The organism is Flavobacterium enshiense, from assembly GCF_022836875.1.
Lineage (GTDB): Bacteria > Bacteroidota > Bacteroidia > Flavobacteriales > Flavobacteriaceae > Flavobacterium > Flavobacterium enshiense_A.
Map to the genome: position 1 here is coordinate 54,756 of NZ_CP090376.1, position 18,183 is coordinate 72,938.

Annotated in this window: 15 protein-coding genes; 5 read left to right on the plus strand and 10 right to left on the minus strand. The window is 36.8% G+C overall.

Translation table 11 applies throughout. The features are described 5' to 3' along the window. Positions 1–82: 82 nt before the first annotated feature. From LZF87_RS00240 to LZF87_RS00255, 4 genes are read right to left on the minus strand one after another with little or no spacing between them, the layout of a single operon-like run. On the minus strand, positions 83–1,054 hold the full coding sequence (locus LZF87_RS00240; protein ID WP_244340163.1) for a hypothetical protein: 972 nt from the start codon (positions 1,052–1,054) through the stop codon (positions 83–85). A gap of 22 nt (positions 1,055–1,076) precedes the next feature. Continuing rightward, positions 1,077–1,856, minus strand: a complete 780-nt coding sequence (locus tag LZF87_RS00245) for a hypothetical protein (RefSeq protein ID WP_244340164.1) — start codon at positions 1,854–1,856, stop codon at positions 1,077–1,079. Between the two features lie 23 nt (positions 1,857–1,879). After that, entirely contained in the window at positions 1,880–3,427 is a 1,548-nt protein-coding gene (locus LZF87_RS00250) for a SusD/RagB family nutrient-binding outer membrane lipoprotein (RefSeq protein ID WP_244340165.1), read from the minus strand. 10 nt (positions 3,428–3,437) lie between these two features. Beyond that, positions 3,438–6,515 (minus strand): SusC/RagA family TonB-linked outer membrane protein, encoded by a 3,078-nt coding sequence (locus LZF87_RS00255; protein ID WP_244340166.1) that lies wholly within the window; start codon positions 6,513–6,515, stop codon positions 3,438–3,440. 197 nt (positions 6,516–6,712) lie between these two features. On the opposite strand from LZF87_RS00255, the gene LZF87_RS00260 reads away from it, so the two are divergent. Then, on the plus strand, positions 6,713–7,312 hold the full coding sequence (locus tag LZF87_RS00260; RefSeq protein ID WP_244340167.1) for a ribonuclease HII: 600 nt from the start codon (positions 6,713–6,715) through the stop codon (positions 7,310–7,312). A 101-nt stretch (positions 7,313–7,413) separates the two neighbouring features. Here LZF87_RS00260 and lipB read toward each other — a convergent pair whose 3' ends face one another. Both lipB and LZF87_RS00270 read right to left on the minus strand, forming a co-directional pair. Continuing rightward, positions 7,414–8,106, minus strand: a complete 693-nt coding sequence (gene lipB, locus LZF87_RS00265; protein WP_244340168.1) for a lipoyl(octanoyl) transferase LipB — start codon at positions 8,104–8,106, stop codon at positions 7,414–7,416. Between the two features lie 12 nt (positions 8,107–8,118). Further along, positions 8,119–8,925: a hypothetical protein gene (locus tag LZF87_RS00270; protein WP_244340169.1), complete on the minus strand. Its 807-nt coding sequence runs from the start codon at positions 8,923–8,925 to the stop codon at positions 8,119–8,121. Between the two features lie 275 nt (positions 8,926–9,200). Between LZF87_RS00270 and lysS the strand changes: the two genes are divergently transcribed. From lysS to LZF87_RS00285, 3 genes are all read left to right on the plus strand, one after another. Then, a complete protein-coding gene (gene lysS / locus LZF87_RS00275; protein WP_244340170.1) occupies positions 9,201–10,907 on the plus strand; it encodes a lysine--tRNA ligase in 1,707 nt (568 codons plus the stop codon). Between the two features lie 117 nt (positions 10,908–11,024). After that, the gene (locus tag LZF87_RS00280) at positions 11,025–11,450 is read left to right on the plus strand and encodes a hypothetical protein (RefSeq protein ID WP_244340171.1); all 426 of its coding nucleotides are present in this window, start codon (positions 11,025–11,027) and stop codon (positions 11,448–11,450) included. 41 nt (positions 11,451–11,491) lie between these two features. After that, positions 11,492–11,728 carry a hypothetical protein gene (locus LZF87_RS00285; RefSeq protein ID WP_244340172.1) on the plus strand — a complete coding sequence of 79 codons (237 nt, stop codon included), beginning with the start codon at positions 11,492–11,494 and terminating at the stop codon, positions 11,726–11,728. A 50-nt stretch (positions 11,729–11,778) separates the two neighbouring features. Here LZF87_RS00285 and hemL read toward each other — a convergent pair whose 3' ends face one another. The 4 genes from hemL to LZF87_RS00305 all read right to left on the minus strand — a co-directional run bounded on the left by hemL (position 11,779) and on the right by LZF87_RS00305 (position 16,724). Continuing rightward, entirely contained in the window at positions 11,779–13,065 is a 1,287-nt protein-coding gene (gene hemL, locus LZF87_RS00290) for a glutamate-1-semialdehyde 2,1-aminomutase (protein ID WP_244340173.1), read from the minus strand. Next, the gene (locus LZF87_RS00295) at positions 13,065–13,814 is read right to left on the minus strand and encodes a glucosaminidase domain-containing protein (protein ID WP_319800038.1); all 750 of its coding nucleotides are present in this window, start codon (positions 13,812–13,814) and stop codon (positions 13,065–13,067) included. The genes hemL and LZF87_RS00295 overlap by 1 nt, the downstream gene beginning before the upstream one ends. A gap of 101 nt (positions 13,815–13,915) precedes the next feature. Continuing rightward, complete coding sequence (locus tag LZF87_RS00300) at positions 13,916–14,818, minus strand: 1-aminocyclopropane-1-carboxylate deaminase/D-cysteine desulfhydrase (protein WP_244340175.1); 903 nt, start codon at positions 14,816–14,818, stop codon at positions 13,916–13,918. Between the two features lie 79 nt (positions 14,819–14,897). Next, positions 14,898–16,724 (minus strand): T9SS type A sorting domain-containing protein, encoded by a 1,827-nt coding sequence (locus LZF87_RS00305; protein WP_244340176.1) that lies wholly within the window; start codon positions 16,722–16,724, stop codon positions 14,898–14,900. Positions 16,725–17,709: 985 nt separating this feature from the next. On the opposite strand from LZF87_RS00305, the gene LZF87_RS00310 reads away from it, so the two are divergent. After that, the gene (locus LZF87_RS00310; RefSeq protein WP_244340177.1) at positions 17,710–18,102 is read left to right on the plus strand and encodes a hypothetical protein; all 393 of its coding nucleotides are present in this window, start codon (positions 17,710–17,712) and stop codon (positions 18,100–18,102) included. The last annotated feature ends 81 nt before the right edge of the window (positions 18,103–18,183 follow it).

The following is an 18,183-nucleotide window of genomic DNA, read 5'->3' on the forward strand; positions in this document are numbered from 1 at the left end:
AAAAAGCCCCACCGAAGTGGGGCTTATAAGAATTACAGAAAACGAATTATTTTCTTAGTCTTTATGAAACATTAATTTATTATTAACGCGTTCTACCAGTAATTATCACTTCACCTGTAGCCTGATTAGTCACAGTGTAAGTAGTTCCGACTTTAGTAATCTTAGCAACAGCTTTATTTCCAAGTGCGCTATCACTGAAGTACGTTAATGGCAACTGAACATTCCAAATACCAAATTTGGCAGCAGTCAGCTTCATATCAAACTGGAATTTTTTTGCTGGCGCTACAGCTGCTCTCGCATAAAAGTTAACAACAACATAATAATCGCCATCCGCCAAATCATCGTTCAATAATTCAGCACTTTCAGGCGCATTTCCTGTTTGAGCAGCGAAATCAGCATAATCAGTACCTGTACCAGCAGTATTGGTAGTCACAAGCATATCGAAATCATATTCAGCAAACTCGTGTACTTTACCATCGGTTCCTACATAAGTACCACCATGAAGAGTACCATGTTTATCAGCTGTAGTTTTAGTCCAATCCAACTCAAGTGCAAGATCATTGCTTACGTAGTCTGCAACATTAATGGTGATTACTTGATCGATTATACCATTTGAATTACCCGCTGAATACAATCTCAATTTAATTGTTTCAGGTCCCTCAACAAGCATGTCTTTTATTGGCTTGATTGTGAAAGAATAGTCTGACGCATAAGCCGGAAAGGACAATCTGTGTCCAATAGCTCCCATACCATCATCAACACCGGTTTCTTCGCTTGATTCAGAATCACCATCGCCGTCAGCAGTATAATCTCTGAAAGTCGCTGTACCCCCAATCAATTCAAGTTTCATTTCCATTGTCTTATAGAATGGGCTATTTGTAGAAAGGTCAATAACTACATCTTGATCTTCAGTAACTGAAAAATCAGTTTTGTCGATATGTATTGTAGGCTTATACCCCTGCACATGCGTAGAATCATCTTCCTGATCACATGATGCCAACAAACCTACTGCTGCAGCTGCAAACAAAAAGTTATATTTTAGTATCTTTTTCATATAAATAATTTAAAAATTGAAATTATTGTCTAACTAAAACCCATGTCTTATTAACGTGTGAAGCAACACCGCCAATAGTTACATTATTGAAAGTTAGATTTCCATTATCTTCTACTTTTCCTTTTACCGGACCACCGTTTGCACCGGTCATCGCATTACTTGCTTGGTATTCCCAATCAACGATTTCCAATTCTTTACAAACGTCAGAAAACTGCCACCAATAATAGTTTAAATAAGGTACAAAATCACCTTCATAAACATTTGGAGCTATTTTAACAATATTAACATCAATTTGTCCATTCCAATTGTAAACACCTTCCAGGTTTGTTGGACAACCAACAAAAACAACTTTAACAGTTTGATATTGAGCACCAATAACAGAATCAGACGTATCAACCAATTTCAAAATCAATTCTGTTTTTTTAATTGGGTCTAAATTATCTGTGTTTACAGTAATAGGAAGCGTAACAAAAGAACCTCCGGCAGGAATCGTAATCTTACGAGTATCATCCACAAAATTAAATTCATCTCCCTCAACAGCTGTAGAGTTCACTAAATCCACCTCATATGTCATATTTATAGAAGATGTAGGGTAGTCACCATTACCACGTCCGATAAGTGCAACTTTAACTCCTTGGTCTTCTACAGGACCAATATGTTCAAAATAGGCCATATTCACAGTTGACTTTGCGAAACCAACAATTTTTGGCCCTTCATTAAGAACATGTTCTGATCTGATATCGTCATCAGTACAAGCAAATCCAAGAGATGCCAGGATGATTAAAGACATTAACTTTTTCATAATTCTATGTATTTTTTATTTAATTAGTTTCTAAACCAGAAAGGAGCCGTGTTGTACGCATCCGATATGCTCTGAACAGGTACGTTAGCACTGTTACTAGCGTACTCAGAAATAGGATACATTAAACGACGTGGTTTTTCGTTTGTCGGTGTAGTCGAATTTAATGGCATAGGAATAACTTCATCAATCAACGGTCTTCCGTTTTTACGAGCTCTTGTATACTCGATGAAGATTTCTGCTCCATTGATACCATTCAAAGCAACATCCTTTTGGTAGAAAATAGCCTCCAATTGCTCCTCACTAGTTGCTCCCGGAGCGCCATATCCTTTTCCAACTACTCCATTAATCAGAGAAATATAAGCTGGAGCACCAGTTGCAACGAATGTTGTAAAAGAAGCAGTAATAGCCTGGTTAAATAATGTTTGAGGAGTACCTGGCAAATATCCTCTGTGAGCTGCCTCTGCTTGTAACAACAAACTTTCTGCACGCAACATCATGTATCCGTCTTGTCCATTATCCCTCACTAAGCCTGGGCCCAATGAAGAAATAGCACCTGGCGCTGTACCTCCACCGTTTAATGCAGACTGGTCACCCTGGATAACCCCAGTAATATCTGTTCCAGAAACAGGAGCGAAGATTCTTGCTCTTCTTCCGTCAGCAGTAGAATTTAATTGTCCAGCGATGTGCGCAGAAGCTCTTCTGAAATTGAATGCCTGTCTGTAAACGAATTGATTACTTGAATTTTTCTTTAATTCAACCATTAAGTTCATCCAAGGATTTTGTCTTGAATCACTTCCGCTTGAATATCCAGGATTAATAATAACATCAGCTTCTACGAAAAGAGCACCATTCAATTTAGCAAATTCGTCAGTTATGTATTGTTTAATAACCGGATCCGCTTCAGCCACTTCAGACTGTCTCAATAAAATTCTTAGTTTCAATGTGTTAGCAAATCTAACCCAACCAGCCATGTCTCCTTTTAAGATAACATCTTCAGTACCAACAACTTTAGCACCAGGAACAGGATTTTGGATTGTATTGATTGCAGCATCTAATTGCACAATTAAATCTTTGTAAATCTCTTGGTCATCATCATATTTAGGAGTCACATTGGCCATACCCTTATGAGCCTCAGAATAAGGCACGTCCCCATAAAGGTCAACTAAATATTGAAAATAGAAAGCTTTACAAATTTTTGCAATCGCTTTGTGGTTATCAAATCCTTGAGCAGGGTGATTAATAATCTTAGAGTATAAACCAGTACCTCTGTATAGACCATCCCAAACATCATCATAGAAATTGTTACTCACGAAGATTCCAAATTCTTCAGCATACCCACCAGTGAAAGAGTTAACGTTTGCACCCCAGTTATTCATGAATACGTTACCATACTCATTCATACGTCTTGTCAAATTTCTATAAGAATCAGACTGCGCTGCAGCTAAAGATAAATCAGGTGTAACTGCGTTCCCGTCAGCATTATTTGGAGACTTATTTATATCCAAATAATCACTACAAGAAAATAGCATAAAACCAGCTATTAACGGTAATATAAATTTAATTCTTTTCATTTTTCTTTAATTAAAAAGTTAGGTTAACATTGAAACCGAAAGTTCTGGTTGCAGGATATTGACCTGTAACTGCAATACCTTGATCATTTCCACTTGTTCTAGATTGCTCCGGATCACTGTATCCTCTGTTCTCTTTAGGTAATACAGTCAATGGATTTCTTGCATTAACACCGAAACGTAATGAAGTCAAACCAGCTCTTTCAATCATTTTAGTCGGTAAAGCGTAGCTTAAAGCTAACTCTCTAATTTTAAATGCAGTAGCATCTAAAACCATATTTTCAGGTGTATTACTGTACTCGTTAGAGAAATAGTTCAAATAAGAAGTATATGTATTTCCTCCTGTCACTACAGTATTGTTAGGATCATCATAAACTCCGTCTTTATCTAAATCTGTAACTGAATTAGGGAAGATAAATCCTGTACGACCTCCTTCAGCAGACTCTACTAAGTGACCTGACCAAGACAACCAGTCTTTAGTACCTGACCAGAATTGGTGTCCTGTTCTGTAATCCATTACCGCAGATAAACGAATTCCTTTGTATTCCACTGAACCATTGTAGTTGATGATATAATCTGGAGTAGCTTTTCCTAAGATTTTGTAGTCACCAGTTTTAATAGGGTTACCTGTAGTAGGATCAATCTTTACTCTACCTTGACCATCTCTTTCGTAAGCAATACCTTTAATTAAAGGGAATTCTTCTCCTTCTTCAGCAAAGATACCAACACCGTTTCCAGAGTCATTAAACAATGCAATTGATTTTGCATCTGGAGCCGCTTTGTCTACAACCGATTTAGAGTGAGAATAAGAAATTCTGTTTTCCCAAGCAAAGTTTTCATTTCTGATAGGCGCAAAACCTAACTCGATTTCAAAACCATCAGTTGTCATTTCACCAACATTTGTCAATACACTTGAAATACCTGAAGCAGCAGAAACACTTCTTCTAGTGATCAAATCATCAGTTTTCGTATTAAAGTATGCAGCTTCTAAAGTAATTCTATCTTTAAGGAATCCAAAATTACCACCAATTTCAAAAGTTTTCATAAACTCAGGTTTGATATCATTAGCAATCGGAGTCTGAGTATAAGTAAAAGAGTTCAACGCTCCAAATGGATATCCTGTAGAAGGACCATAAAGATCATTTGTTCCGTAAGCATCTACAGCTGAAGTATTACCAACCACGATATAGTTACCGTAAAGTTTAGCATAGTTCAATACACTGTTATTGTTCAAGACATCAAGTTTTGTAGGAATAAACGAAACCCCAACAGATGGATAGAAATAATTATCTTTCTCAGTCTCTGTCATTGTAGAGTTCCAGTCGTTTCTTGCTGTTACGTTAAGGTTTAAGAAATCTTTATATCCTAAATCTACGTTACCAAAAAATGCAAATCTTCTTTGTCTAGAGAAACCATTACCTCTTCTAACCTCACCTGTAACGTTTGAAATATTGTACAAACCTGGAATAGTCAAGTTATCCCCTCCAACACTTGTAGATTGAGTGTAAACATCCTGAATATTGTTACCAATGTTGGCTCTTAAACTAAGATCCTCAGTCAGCATATAGTCAAAGTTAATCAACAAATCACCATAATATCTTCTTGAGTTTGAATTAGCTGAATCGAAAGTAGAAACAATAGTCTGATTACCTCCACCAACTTGTATTTGGTCAACATAACCATTAGTATGCGACATAGAGTTAGCTGCTGTAGTCTGAACGTTAGCTACATAGTTAACATTAATGTTTTTATTAAATTCATAGTTTAATGTAGCAATTCCAGTCCAAAAATCAGATCTGTTAGTATTACGAACATTATCTCTTAACCAATAAGGGTTGTTGTAGTAAGAAGTCCAGTGACCTGCATTTCCTGAATGCTCAAAACGCTCTACCGGAATGTTAGAAGCCGTTTGTAATAAATCTGTAAACAAACCTGAAGAAGTAGTCTCAGTTCTTTGAGTTACATAAATAACATTTCCTTCAACTGTCCATTTACCAAACTTTCTTCCTCCTTTGAATGAGAATGTACTTCTGTTCAACTCATCACCATCAACTACGAATTCCGTTTTCTGGTTGTTAGCCGACATCAAAGCATATCCATCTTCCAAAGTACCTCCACTGATAGACACACCATTTTGCATGATAGTACCAGTTTCAAAGAATTCTTTGATATTATCTTTAATTGATGAATAAGGGGCCATGATGTACGAACCATCAGCCTGCTGCATACCAACAGATCTGATCATACCATCAAATTCTGCTCCCCAACCACCGTTCTCATAAGTAACATGCTGACCATTCCAACCCTGACCATAACGTCTTTGTCTTTGTGGAACATACGCTACTTCTTCGAAGTCAATTGCAGAGTTTACTGCCACATTTAACTTACCGCTTTTAGCTCCTTTTTTGGTTGTAACAATGATTACACCATTAACACCTTGCTCTCCGTACAAAGCAGCACCTTGTGCTCCTTTTAAGATGTTTGTTGATTCAATAATATCCGGAGCAATTGACTGCAAAACACCTGCAGTAGAGATAACGTTATCAATTACAACCAAAGCTTGGTTATTACCTGTAATTGAACGGTTACCACGCAACACGATACGAGTAGTTGAATTCACTCCAGTGTTTGTAGTATTAATTTGCAAACCAGCAACTTTACCAGCTAACGACTGAACAACGTTCGGGTTAGCCGCCTGAGTTAACTCTTTTGCTTTTACCTGCTGAGAAGACGAAGTAATTTCATCTACTCTCTTTTTAATACCAACAGCAGTAACAACAACATTCTCTAATGTTGTAGACTCTGCAGCCATAGCAACATTCATTTTGTTTGATGACCCAACTGTCATCGTAGATTCTTTCATACCAATGAAAGTAAACACTAAAACTTCGCCAGTTTTAGCCTTGATGGAATAATTACCATCCATGTCAGTTTGTGTTCCGCGAGTTGTACCTTTAACAACAACGCTTACACCTGGCAACGGCAACCCTCCTTCGGTTACTGTACCAGTGATAGTTTTCTCCTGTGCGAAGGAAAACTGCATTGAAAACGCCAGCAATAGCGCAAAAATCCATTTAAACTTCGATCTCATACTGAATTTATTTGAGTTAGTTATTTCGCAAACTTCTTAATAATTTCTTAAATAACCAAATATTACTACAGAATTATATTATTTAACACTTGTTAAATATTTTATGAAATAAAAACAAAATAGCCAACAAACTAATACTTAGAATACAAACATTACAACAATCAGCCCACATTTTTGTACTTTTGCAAAAACAAAAAATGCTACTCAAAAATTTTTCCGATTATTTATTTGAAGCCGGCACTGATGAAGCAGGACGAGGTTGTTTGGCCGGACCGGTAACCGCTGCCGCAGTAATTCTTCCCGAAGGTTTTACCTCAAACCTACTGAACGACTCGAAACAACTTTCAGAAAAAAACAGAGAAAAGCTTAAACCCATCATAGAACAAGAAGCCCTTACTTATAAGGTTATACATCTGGAGCCAGAGATCATTGACAAGATCAACATCCTGAACGCTTCTATCAAAGCCATGCAGGAATGCATCGTAAACCTAAATCCAACCCCGGAATATATTATTGTAGACGGCAACCGGTTCAAAGCCGTTAACAGCATACCCCATAGCTGTATTGTCAAAGGAGACAGCAAATATCTAAGCATTGCTGCCGCCTCTGTTTTAGCAAAAACTTACAGAGACGAATACATGAACAGAATCCACGAAGAATTCCCGATGTACAATTGGAAAAAAAACAAAGGCTATCCTACTGCAGAACACAGAGAAGCCATTCTTAAATACGGGGTAACCAAATACCACCGACTATCGTTCCGTTTATTACCGGAGCAGCTGAAACTGGATTTTTAAAAAGAGAGACAAGATACAAGAAGAAAAAGTCAAAAAAATTTCCACCTATATATATAATCAAAAAACTGCTTTTGATTTTTTTTTAATTAATTATGGAGCAACTAAACTATTTGCGCCTCGAATAAGTCAGCAAAATGCTTCACTATTTTCTGTTTCACCTCGTTTTCATCAACAGCCCTTCCCAGCTCCACATGCATTGAAGTTACCGCCTTGCCTTTTATACCACACGGAATAATATTATCGAAATACCCCAAATCGGCATTAACATTTAGTGCAAAACCATGCATGGTCACCCAACGGGAAGCGCGAACTCCCATTGCACAAATTTTTCTGGCAAACGGTGTCCCCACACCCAGCCATACCCCAGTTTCACCTTGGCTTCTTTCAGACTGAAGACCGTATTCAGCTAAAGTAAGAATTATTGCTTCTTCCAACAAGCGAAGGTATTTATGTATATCGGTAAAGAAATTTTCCAGATCCAAAATAGGATAACCTACAATCTGACCCGGACCGTGATAGGTAATATCCCCTCCCCGGTTTATTTTATAGAAAGTCGCTCCTTTTTCCGCCAGTTGCTTTTCATTCAGAAGCAAATTAGACAAATCACCACTTTTCCCTAACGTATATACATGCGGATGCTCAACAAACAAAAAATGGTTTGGCGTGTCAATTTCGGGATTTTCCCGCTTGGCCATTTTTCGGGAAACAATATCAGCAAAAAGTTCTTCCTGAAAATCCCAGGTAACCTTATAATCTTTCTGACCCAAATCCTGCAGCTGTACTTTCTTATTCATATATATTATAGACTATTCTAATTCGACATCAAAATTCAAACCTTTCCCTTCCATATACTCTTTCATAGAACACGTCAGGGTTACCGATTTTTTATTGTCACTTATTTTTGCATTAGGCGCCGACACTTTTTTTACTTTTTTCGGAAATTCCACCACCATTATATAATCAGACTCCTGCCAAATCATTTCCATCGATTGACTCATCGTATTGGAAAGCTCCTCAACCTCTTCTTCATTGGCCCCCAATTTTTTTGCTTCTTTTTTATATTCCGATTGGATTTGCTCTTTTTCCATCACCGAAACTTTCTTACTGAATTTCTTCCCGTCGAAAACATAATGAGTTATACTCTCATTTTTCGGCATTGTGCCTGACGCAGCATCTTTCCCCATAGGATTAATATCTGAAATCGCATTTACCGGCGAAACCATCTGCCTTAATTCGGCAGTGTTTTTAAAATCGGCATACATATCAAAAACAAATGCTCCGTCCTTTTCATTCATCACCATATGACAGGTAAACTTCTCCATCGTTTTGATTTTTGCCTGTTCTTCTTTTGACAACTTGGCAATACTATCTTTCTTTAATTCATATAAAGAAGCCATAGTAAAAGTGGTATCAATATCCTTTGACTTACCGTCGGTCAATCCTGTCCCCATGCCCCCCATTTCTTTTCCAAGCATCGACATCATTTTAGACATATCAAAACGGTAATTGATTTTTCCCGACTGATCAGCATTGAAAGCTACACTTTCCGTCATTACACAACTTGTCAACGAAAAGGCAAAAGCAAGAAGCAGCAAAAGCCTACCTTTTTTCATTTTTTAGAAATTTTCCCAAAAGTACAAAATAGTTTCCTAAGTAGCCCTGATGGGAGCGGCATCCTTTTCAAGCTGTTATTGAGGCTCTCGAAATAACCGGTTGAAAAGATATAGCGAACAGCAGGAAAAGGGATTACAAAAAAGCCCTGGCCAATCCGCTTCAAATAATTAACAACTTCCAACAATCCTATTTTACGATTAAAAATTGATTCATTTTCAAATTGCCTCATTTTCAAATTATATCTATCTTTGCACCCTTAAAATAACATAGAATTATGCAACTTTCAGAACAAGAAATCATCAGAAGAGAGAAATTGGGCAAGTTGAGAGAACTTGGCATCAATCCGTATCCGGCAAATTTGTTTCCAGTAAACCATACATCGAAGCAGATAAAGGACGCTTTTGAGGAAGGCAAGAAGGTTGTTGTGTCCGGACGTTTAATGAGTGTTCGCGATCAGGGGAAAGCCACGTTTGCAGAACTTCAGGACAGCGAAGGCAGAATTCAGGCTTATTTTAACCGTGATGTGATTTGCCCAGACGAAGACAAAACGTTGTACAATACAGTTTTCAAAAAACTAACAGATTTAGGTGACTTTATCGGAATTGAAGGCGAGTTATTCACGACGCAGGTAGGTGCTAAATGTATCCGTGTTTCGAATTTCACTTTTTTAAGCAAAACGTTACGTCCGTTACCTTTACCAAAAATGGACGAAGAAGGAAACATTTTTGACGCATTTACCGATCCGGAATTGCGTTACCGCATGCGTTATGTGGACTTAGTGGTTAACCCGCAGGTGAAAGAAGTGTTTATGAAACGAACCAAATTGTTCACCGCCATGAGAACCTTCTTTAACGATGCTGGTTACATGGAAGTGGAAACTCCGGTTTTACAGTCGATTCCTGGAGGAGCTGCAGCACGTCCTTTTATCACGCATCACAACTCATTGGACATTCCTTTATACATGCGTATTGCCAATGAATTATATTTAAAAAGATTAATCGTAGGTGGTTTTGACGGAGTTTATGAGTTTTCGAAAAATTTCCGTAATGAAGGAATGGATCGTACTCACAATCCGGAATTTACCGCGATGGAAATATATGTAGCTTATAAAGACTACAACTGGATGATGGAATTCACCGAAAACCTTTTGGAATACTGTGCGCTTCAGGTGAACGGTACTGCAGACGCTACTTTCGGAGAGCATAAAGTGAGCTTCAAAGCACCGTATGCAAGAGTTACAATGACCGACGCCATCAAACAATTCACCGGTTTTGACATTTCAGGAAAATCGGAGGCTGAAATATTTGAAGCAGCCAAAGGAATGGGCATCGAAGTGGACGAAACCATGGGTAAAGGAAAACTAATTGACGAGATTTTCGGAGCAAAATGCGAAGGAAATTTCATTCAGCCGACTTTTATCACTGATTATCCGAAAGAAATGTCACCATTATGTAAATCACATCGCGACAACCCGGAATTGACCGAACGTTTCGAATTAATGGTATGTGGAAAAGAAATCGCCAATGCTTACTCGGAATTGAATGACCCGATTGACCAAAGAGAGCGTTTTGAAGCACAATTGGCTTTATCTGAAAGAGGTGATGACGAGGCAGGACAATTTATTGATGAAGATTTCTTAAGAGCATTGGAATACGGAATGCCCCCAACATCCGGTTTAGGAATCGGAATGGACCGTTTGATTATGTTCCTAACCAATAATGCTTCAATTCAGGAAGTATTGTTCTTCCCACAAATGCGTCCGGAAAAAAAAGCTATTCACGTTGAGTTGGAAGCTGAAGAAAAACTGATTGTGGAATTACTTCAGAAGCACGAAAACAAAATGGAATTATCGGAACTGAAGATTCGCACTGCACTTAGCGGAAAAAAATGGGACAAGGCCATGAAAACATTGGCACAGCACGGCTTGACTTCTGTAAGCGTAAGCGGAGAACGTAAAATCGTCGCTTTAAAAGAACAATAAGTAACAAAATTCACTACAATAACTTAAGGAGCTCAAAATGAGCTCCTTTTTTATTTCCAAATTAAACCTTTCCCTACCTCAACTGTCCTATACTCATAACACAAAAAATTATAAACGATGAGAAATGTAATTATTGCAGTTGTAATGATGATTTCATTGGCAACTTTTGCACAGGACAGAAAAATGGGACATGACGAATTCACTCCGGAACAAAAAGCGGAATTACAAGCAAAGAAAATGACTCTAGAATTGGATCTTAACAATAAACAGCAAAAAGACTTAAAAAAACTTCTGACAGAGCAGAACAAAAAAAGAGAAGAAGCCAAGGCAAAGCGTAGGGAAATGAAAGATTCCGATAAAAAGCCAACCAGTGATGAGTTATTTGCTATCAAGAGTAAAATGCTAGATGAAAAAATTGCTTTTAGAACAGAAATGAAAAGAATCTTGTCTGAAAAGCAGATGGAAAAATGGGAAGAATTAAGAGAAAAAAGAATGAAACAAATGCAGGAACGAAAAGAAACAAGATATCACAAAAAACGATAGTCAAGCAATTATTAAAGCCTGTTATTCCTGTTGAAAACAACATGCAAACAGCTTTCTACAACCTATTTGAAAAAAAACACCGTGATTTGAGTTCTCCTGACATCTCTACCGCGAAAAGAAGCAAAATATCACATATAATTGATACCAGATTGAAAGCTGCTTTAACAAAAGATCAAATTGCCACGTTAGAGAAAAACAAAGACATTTACGCACAGTTAGTTGGATCTGCCCCTGCTGCTCAATCTACTGCAACAGCCGCTAGCAAGAAGGAAAAATAATTATTAATACTTGTAATAAAAAAACCACCATATGGTGGTTTTTTTTATTGTTATAGCTCTTTAGCAACTTTATCTATGGCATTAATGGTAAAATCTAAATCGTCATAGGTTAAGGCATCAGTAATAAACCAGGTTTCATAAGCCGAAGGCGCAATATAAACTCCTTCTCTCAACAGTCCGTGGAAGAACTTTTTAAATGTTTCATTATCTCCATTTGCCGCCGTTTGAAAATCACAAACTGGGTTAGCATCAAAATGCGCAGAAATCATCGAACCCACGCGATTTATTGTAAACACTATATTATTATCTGTCAACACTTTGACAATTCCTTTTTCCAAATAGGCCGTTTTTTCTTCAAGACGCTGAAACAATTCTACATCCGAATTAATTTCCTGCAACATTGCTAATCCGGCTGCCATCGCCAATGGGTTACCGGACAAGGTTCCCGCCTGATAAACCGGCCCTACCGGCGCCAGATAATCCATAATCTCATTTCTTGCAGCAAAGGCTCCAACCGGCAATCCTCCTCCTATAACTTTACCAAAACAAGCAATATCAGCTTTTATTCCAAATAACTCCTGAGCACCACCTTTTGCTAAGCGAAATCCTGTCATTACTTCATCAAAAATAAGCAAAGCGCCATTTTCATCACAAAGTTGACGCAAACCCTCTAAAAAGCCTCCTTTTGGAGGAATACATCCCATATTACCCGCTACAGGCTCTATGATTATGGCGGCAATTTCATTTTTATTAGCTTCAAACAATTCTTTTACGCTATTCAAATCGTTATAACGTGCCAACAGTGTATCTTTTGCCGTCCCAGACGTTACACCGGGACTATTCGGAGAGCCAAAAGTGATAGCTCCACTTCCAGCCTGAATCAGAAACGAATCGGAGTGACCGTGATAACATCCTGAGAATTTTACAATCTTATCTCTTTTAGTAAAACCACGAGCCAATCGAATGGCACTCATACAAGCTTCAGTACCTGAATTCACAAAACGTATTTTATCAATATTCGGAACCATCGAAACTGCAAGTGCCGCAATTTCCGTTTCCAAAGCAGTAGGCATTCCAAAAGAAGTTCCTTTTTTTGCTTTTTCAATAACCGCACTCACTACCGGTTCAAAAGCATGTCCTAAAAGCATAGGCCCCCAGGAATTGATATAATCAATTAATCGGTTACCATCTTCGTCGTACAAATAAGCCCCTTTGGCTTCTTTTGCAAAAATTGGTGTTCCACCAACGGCTTTAAACGCTCTAACCGGAGAATTAACACCGCCAGGGATTACTTTTGCAGCCTCTACAAAAAGCTGACTGCTTCTTTGATATAACATTATGATTTTATTTTTAGAATTTGACCTATGGATATGGCATTATCTGAAAGCTGATTAATCTTCATCAGTTCATCTACGGTAACACTAAATTTTCTTGAAATGGAATACAATGTATCACCCTGCGATACCCTATATGATTTATCATCCATTGGCATTTCAGACACTTTGACAACAGGTCGGTAATTAGATCCCAGCACCTCTTCATCTATTTTATACAACTCATATCGTTCAATTAAACCAATGAGTTTTTCAGGATATTTCACATCTGTAGCGTAACCCGCTGCGCGCAATCCCTTAGCCCATGCCTCATAATCTCCTTTATCAAGCTTAAACAAATTAGCATATCTGTTTCTGGTTGTTAAAAACAAAGAATGATCGCGATAGGATTCTGCCGAATGTTCATATTTCCTAAAACATTCCTGGGCTGCATCATCGTCATGATGAACTCTTTCACCAGTCCATCCGTTATGGCATTTTATACCGAAATGATTATTTGCTTTCCGAGCTAAAACTCCTGTTCCTGCGCCTGATTCCAAAACACCTTGCGCCAGGGTAATACTCGAAGGAATCCCATGTTTACGCATGTTATCTTTAGCAATCTCTTTGTATTGCTCTATGTATTCTTTAATCAATTCCGGAGTAGCGGAAATCTTCGATGTCGCTTCCAAAACTTCAGATTTGGTTTGAGATGAAGAGGAATTATCTCTTTGGTTAGTATTAACCACCGGCTTTTTCTTAGCCTGATTCACCTTGGTTTTGTATGTCCGTGACGAAGTTATTCGAACCTTAGGACTCGAACCACAACTATAAAAAACCACTAAAACAAATAAAATAAAAATCCTTTTCAACATCATATATAATTTAGAATTGGCAAATGTTTCTTTTTCAAAAAAAGATTCATCCCTTTGCATCCCTGCAGACCTCCGGTATGTATTGCCAATATTTTAGAACCTTCCTTAAAATACCCTTTCTTTATTAAATCATAAATCCCAAACATCATCTTTCCTGTATAAACAGGATCCAAAGGAATTCCTGTTTTCCTGTAAAATTCATTTAAAAAAAAGATTAATTCTTCAGACACTTTACCGTATCCACCAAAATGATAATCAGAAATTAATTCCCAATTATTATTTTTCGCAAAACTACGAATATCATCGCACAAAAACGCTCCCTTTAATGATGAAAACCCAATTGCTTTTTGATTTTCCTGCAGTGAATTGATTATACCGGCAATGGTTCCACCGGTACCAACCGCACAACAGATATATGCAAAATCTTCGTCTTCGTCTGTCAAAATCTCTTCACATCCTTTTACAGCAAGATTATTTGTTCCTCCCTCGGGTAAAAGATAAAAATTGCCATATTCCGATCTCAACGTTTCAATAAATTCAAGATTGTCTTTTTGACGAAACATCTCCCTCGTAACGAAGACAAACTTCATCCCATTTTCCCTGGCAAACAAAAGAGTCGGATTCTCGTCAATTTTATCGATCAACTCATCACCTCTGATAATCCCGATGGTTTTAAAACCATATTTATTACCCGCAGCCGAAACAGCAGCGATATGATTTGAAAAAGCCCCGCCGAATGTCAATAGGGCATCCACTCCTTCTGATTTTGCCTCAATCAGATTATACTTTAGTTTCCGAAATTTATTCCCTGAAATTTCCGGATGGAGCAAATCTTCCCGTTTCAAATAAAGAGAGACACCTTTTTCTTCAATTTTTTCAACCAGCTGATTGTATGATTGCATAGTCCAAAGATAACATATAAACAAAAAAGTGCAACTCTTTCGAGCAGCACTTTTTACGTATTCTTTTTAAGAATTGGAATTAGTTTTTCACCATTACCTTAATTCCCATTTCTCTATTATCGTTGGTATTCAACCTTACAATATAAACACCATCACTTAAATTAGACGTTGAAAACTCATATTCCGCATTTGCCCCTAATTTGTTTTTAGTAAATAACAACTTACCTGCAACATCGTAGATTGCACAAGATTTCAAATCGATCATCTGAGGATTTGCGATATTCAACGTTTTATCATTATTATTCTGATACACCGTTAAACTTTCTGACAATACATTTTCACCAGTTGATAAATTAGCATTTCGGAAAGTAATTTCGAATCTGTCTTTCACAATTCCGGTTGGCAACGTAATTTCAAAGAAATTATTTTTAATATCGTGATACAGACCTGTAACCTTATCATGCATATAGATATTCTCAGCCTCTGTAAAATTAATCAATTTCCCAACAGTAACTTTAAAAGTAGTTTGACTTCCTACTTTGAAAGCAAATGGAATCTTTTTATTGATATCAAAAGGAAGTGTTGAAATTACGTATTGACTTGTCGCATCAATTGGAAAATAAGCATCATTCGGCAATGAGTTTTCAGCAGTTTTAGCATCCATTCCCAAATCAAAAGCATCAGTTGCTCGATTGTTAAATGCCAATACCGCCTCTCTTGAATATTTATTGTTTAAAACCGTGTGAATCTTTATTTGAGGCAATTCTTTATTAGAATATTGCGTATAATCAACATTTGCCACATTTTGTATTTCTCCCCATCTAGAAGTATTGTTCTCATCGTTTGTATTTCTTTCAAATTCAGAATTGTTGGCCAGACCTTCTTTCACAAAAACACGGTAACTGTTTTTCATCTGAACAGTCCCTGCTGCAATACCCTCAACCATAAAACCTTGCCCAATTGGAGTAAACATTCTTTTATACGTAGCCCCTGTAGAACCTCCAGAAGTATTTATAGTTCCGTCACCATTATAAGTGTCCCATGTAGCAGCAGTATAGGTTCCTGGCGAATAATCCGGATCAATTCCGTTTGCCACATATATTCCATATCCCCCTTGATAATCTACTAAATAATGAGAATTGACAGCATCATTATGTTCCCAAAAAAGAGCCTGACCATTTAAAACTGCTTTATTCGCTGGATCATTTAAAAAAAGATTAAGATTGATTGCAGATGGGTATGGATTACCCGTTAAAGTGTTCATTCCAGGCGCAACTGTTATATCAATAGTCCCGTCATTAGGTTTTCCCCTGAAATCATATCGCTGTTTGGCCCCGGTATTATTAGCACTTGTCCCGTCAGTTCCTTTCATTGTAAAACCCTCCCCTGGCTTAATTGTATTAGCACCTCCAACATAAACCCAATCCGCATATACATTGGAGACTATAAATTTATGTATCCATCGGGTTGAAATAGTCAGCGGAGAAGCCAAACCATTAAGATTCGATGTCAATATAGGATCAACTGAGGTAGTAAGTCCACTCACGTCTTTTAATTGAGAAATCCCAAAAAGATTATTAACAGCAGTAGAAGAAAGCACATTTCCTACAGGCGAACTCCAACAGTTATAATCAAAACCATCTGCTGTACCTTCTTGGTAGACTGACAAAGTCCCTACACCTTTATTCGCTCCAGCAGCCGTAGCCCCTTGAAGTAACTGCGCATCATTTCTCAGATACATATTACTTGTGGCAGAGTTCAACTCAAGATCGCCCTTAATAAACAACTGTTCATTATTTACGAACACATAGCTATTAGGACTAACATACATTTGAGCGAAAAGCTCCGATTGATTAAACATTGCCACTGCCAGTAACAATGTTCCTTTAAGCAATTTTGACTCCATAGACTTTCTGTATTACTATATTCTACTGATTTACAAAGTTAATTTAATTTTATTCAACTTTTTTTAAAAAACACCCCTAATTCAACAAATGTACGAAAAATTACCCCAAAACCCTAAGTCAATTTACAACTTCACCATCAAACATAAGATACACAATAGATGCAAAAAAGTAAAAAACTCTAATTTTTTTTTTTAACACCTGCTTAAACACACTATATTTATCGGTTTATTCTTTCATTTTTTGTTATATAAAAGATGCTATTATTTTAATTATGTTACATAAAGACAGTTTTTAGCTATTCTAAAAATACAACAGACTAGAAAAAAGAGGTTTTAGTGTATTTTCAAATAAAATAACCTATTTGGAATTTTTTTTTCTCAAATTCACGCAACCATAAAAAATACAAATCAAAATACCACTACAATATTTTAATCGCCATCATATTTTCGAAAACTACAATTTGATCAAAACAGAAAAAAGCAAATGCACCGATTTTGGATTTATAAACTAAGACCCAACATTCTACTTTGAAAATATTAATATATAGGCAATTTCTTTTAAAACGACCTCTAATTTAAACACACAATTACCGAAAATAATCATACAAATAACATTGTCTTATATTACAAAAAATCGTTGTTACACAAATAACATATAATTAAAAGTATAACAAATTACGTTTTTTAAAATCACAAAACTACATTTAAAAACGTGTTTTTTTTGTTTTTTTTTTTAAAATTTATAAAAATTTATATCATTAACTAACTAAAAATCCCGCCCTTTACTAAATTTTTATTATATATCCGAAAACCATTTTCCAATACAAACACAATAAATTGCGAACAAAACTACTCTAGAAACAAATTTCAAAAACTTGTACAAGCTAAACTAAATTTAAGAATAAAACTACAAAATGCCTTGTGATAAAAAAACACTTGCGATAAGAAAACATTAAGACAAATTATCTTTACTCTAATTCTTGCATTGACAGTCCAATCGATTTCTTCCAAAATACAATCGTACTATTCACGACCTCATGCAATTAAGCAACCCTACAAGAATTACCTCGATAAAAGCGGACTCTATGGAGCGGGAGGAGCTGGTGAGGGAGCTTACACCGCTAGCAGTTTTGTTCCTGTAACCATCGGAACTTCCTATACAATCACAATTAGCACCTTCGGATCCGGAGGAAACTATGTTCCAACAACTTACGGAGAAGATGGTGGTGCCACAACCGATATTCTGGCGGAACTACAATCACTAATGACCATTTTGATTCGGAATTCATCAATCAAAATTTTTATTAGGAAGATAAAACAATTAAACACAATTCACTATTTAAAATCAGCATCTTACAACTTCAGTACAGCTTTTTAAACTTTTGAGAATCACTTTACGCTTCGATATACTAACAACTCACTTGGAAAAACTAGTACAAATGTTTTTGAAAACTCAACT

Bases quoted from the DNA above. Each gene is read 5' to 3' on its own strand.
- LZF87_RS00240 (WP_244340163.1), bottom strand. From the start codon at position 1,054: ATGAAAAAGATACTAAAATATAACTTTTTGTTTGCAGCTGCAGCAGTA.
- LZF87_RS00245 (WP_244340164.1), bottom strand. From the start codon at position 1,856: ATGAAAAAGTTAATGTCTTTAATCATCCTGGCATCTCTTGGATTTGCT.
- LZF87_RS00250 (WP_244340165.1), bottom strand. From the start codon at position 3,427: ATGAAAAGAATTAAATTTATATTACCGTTAATAGCTGGTTTTATGCTA.
- LZF87_RS00255 (WP_244340166.1), bottom strand. From the start codon at position 6,515: ATGAGATCGAAGTTTAAATGGATTTTTGCGCTATTGCTGGCGTTTTCA.
- LZF87_RS00260 (WP_244340167.1), top strand. From the start codon at position 6,713: ATGCTACTCAAAAATTTTTCCGATTATTTATTTGAAGCCGGCACTGAT.
- lipB (WP_244340168.1), bottom strand. From the start codon at position 8,106: ATGAATAAGAAAGTACAGCTGCAGGATTTGGGTCAGAAAGATTATAAG.
- LZF87_RS00270 (WP_244340169.1), bottom strand. From the start codon at position 8,925: ATGAAAAAAGGTAGGCTTTTGCTGCTTCTTGCTTTTGCCTTTTCGTTG.
- lysS (WP_244340170.1), top strand. From the start codon at position 9,201: ATGCAACTTTCAGAACAAGAAATCATCAGAAGAGAGAAATTGGGCAAG.
- LZF87_RS00280 (WP_244340171.1), top strand. From the start codon at position 11,025: ATGAGAAATGTAATTATTGCAGTTGTAATGATGATTTCATTGGCAACT.
- LZF87_RS00285 (WP_244340172.1), top strand. From the start codon at position 11,492: ATGCAAACAGCTTTCTACAACCTATTTGAAAAAAAACACCGTGATTTG.
- hemL (WP_244340173.1), bottom strand. From the start codon at position 13,065: ATGTTATATCAAAGAAGCAGTCAGCTTTTTGTAGAGGCTGCAAAAGTA.
- LZF87_RS00300 (WP_244340175.1), bottom strand. From the start codon at position 14,818: ATGCAATCATACAATCAGCTGGTTGAAAAAATTGAAGAAAAAGGTGTC.
- LZF87_RS00305 (WP_244340176.1), bottom strand. From the start codon at position 16,724: ATGGAGTCAAAATTGCTTAAAGGAACATTGTTACTGGCAGTGGCAATG.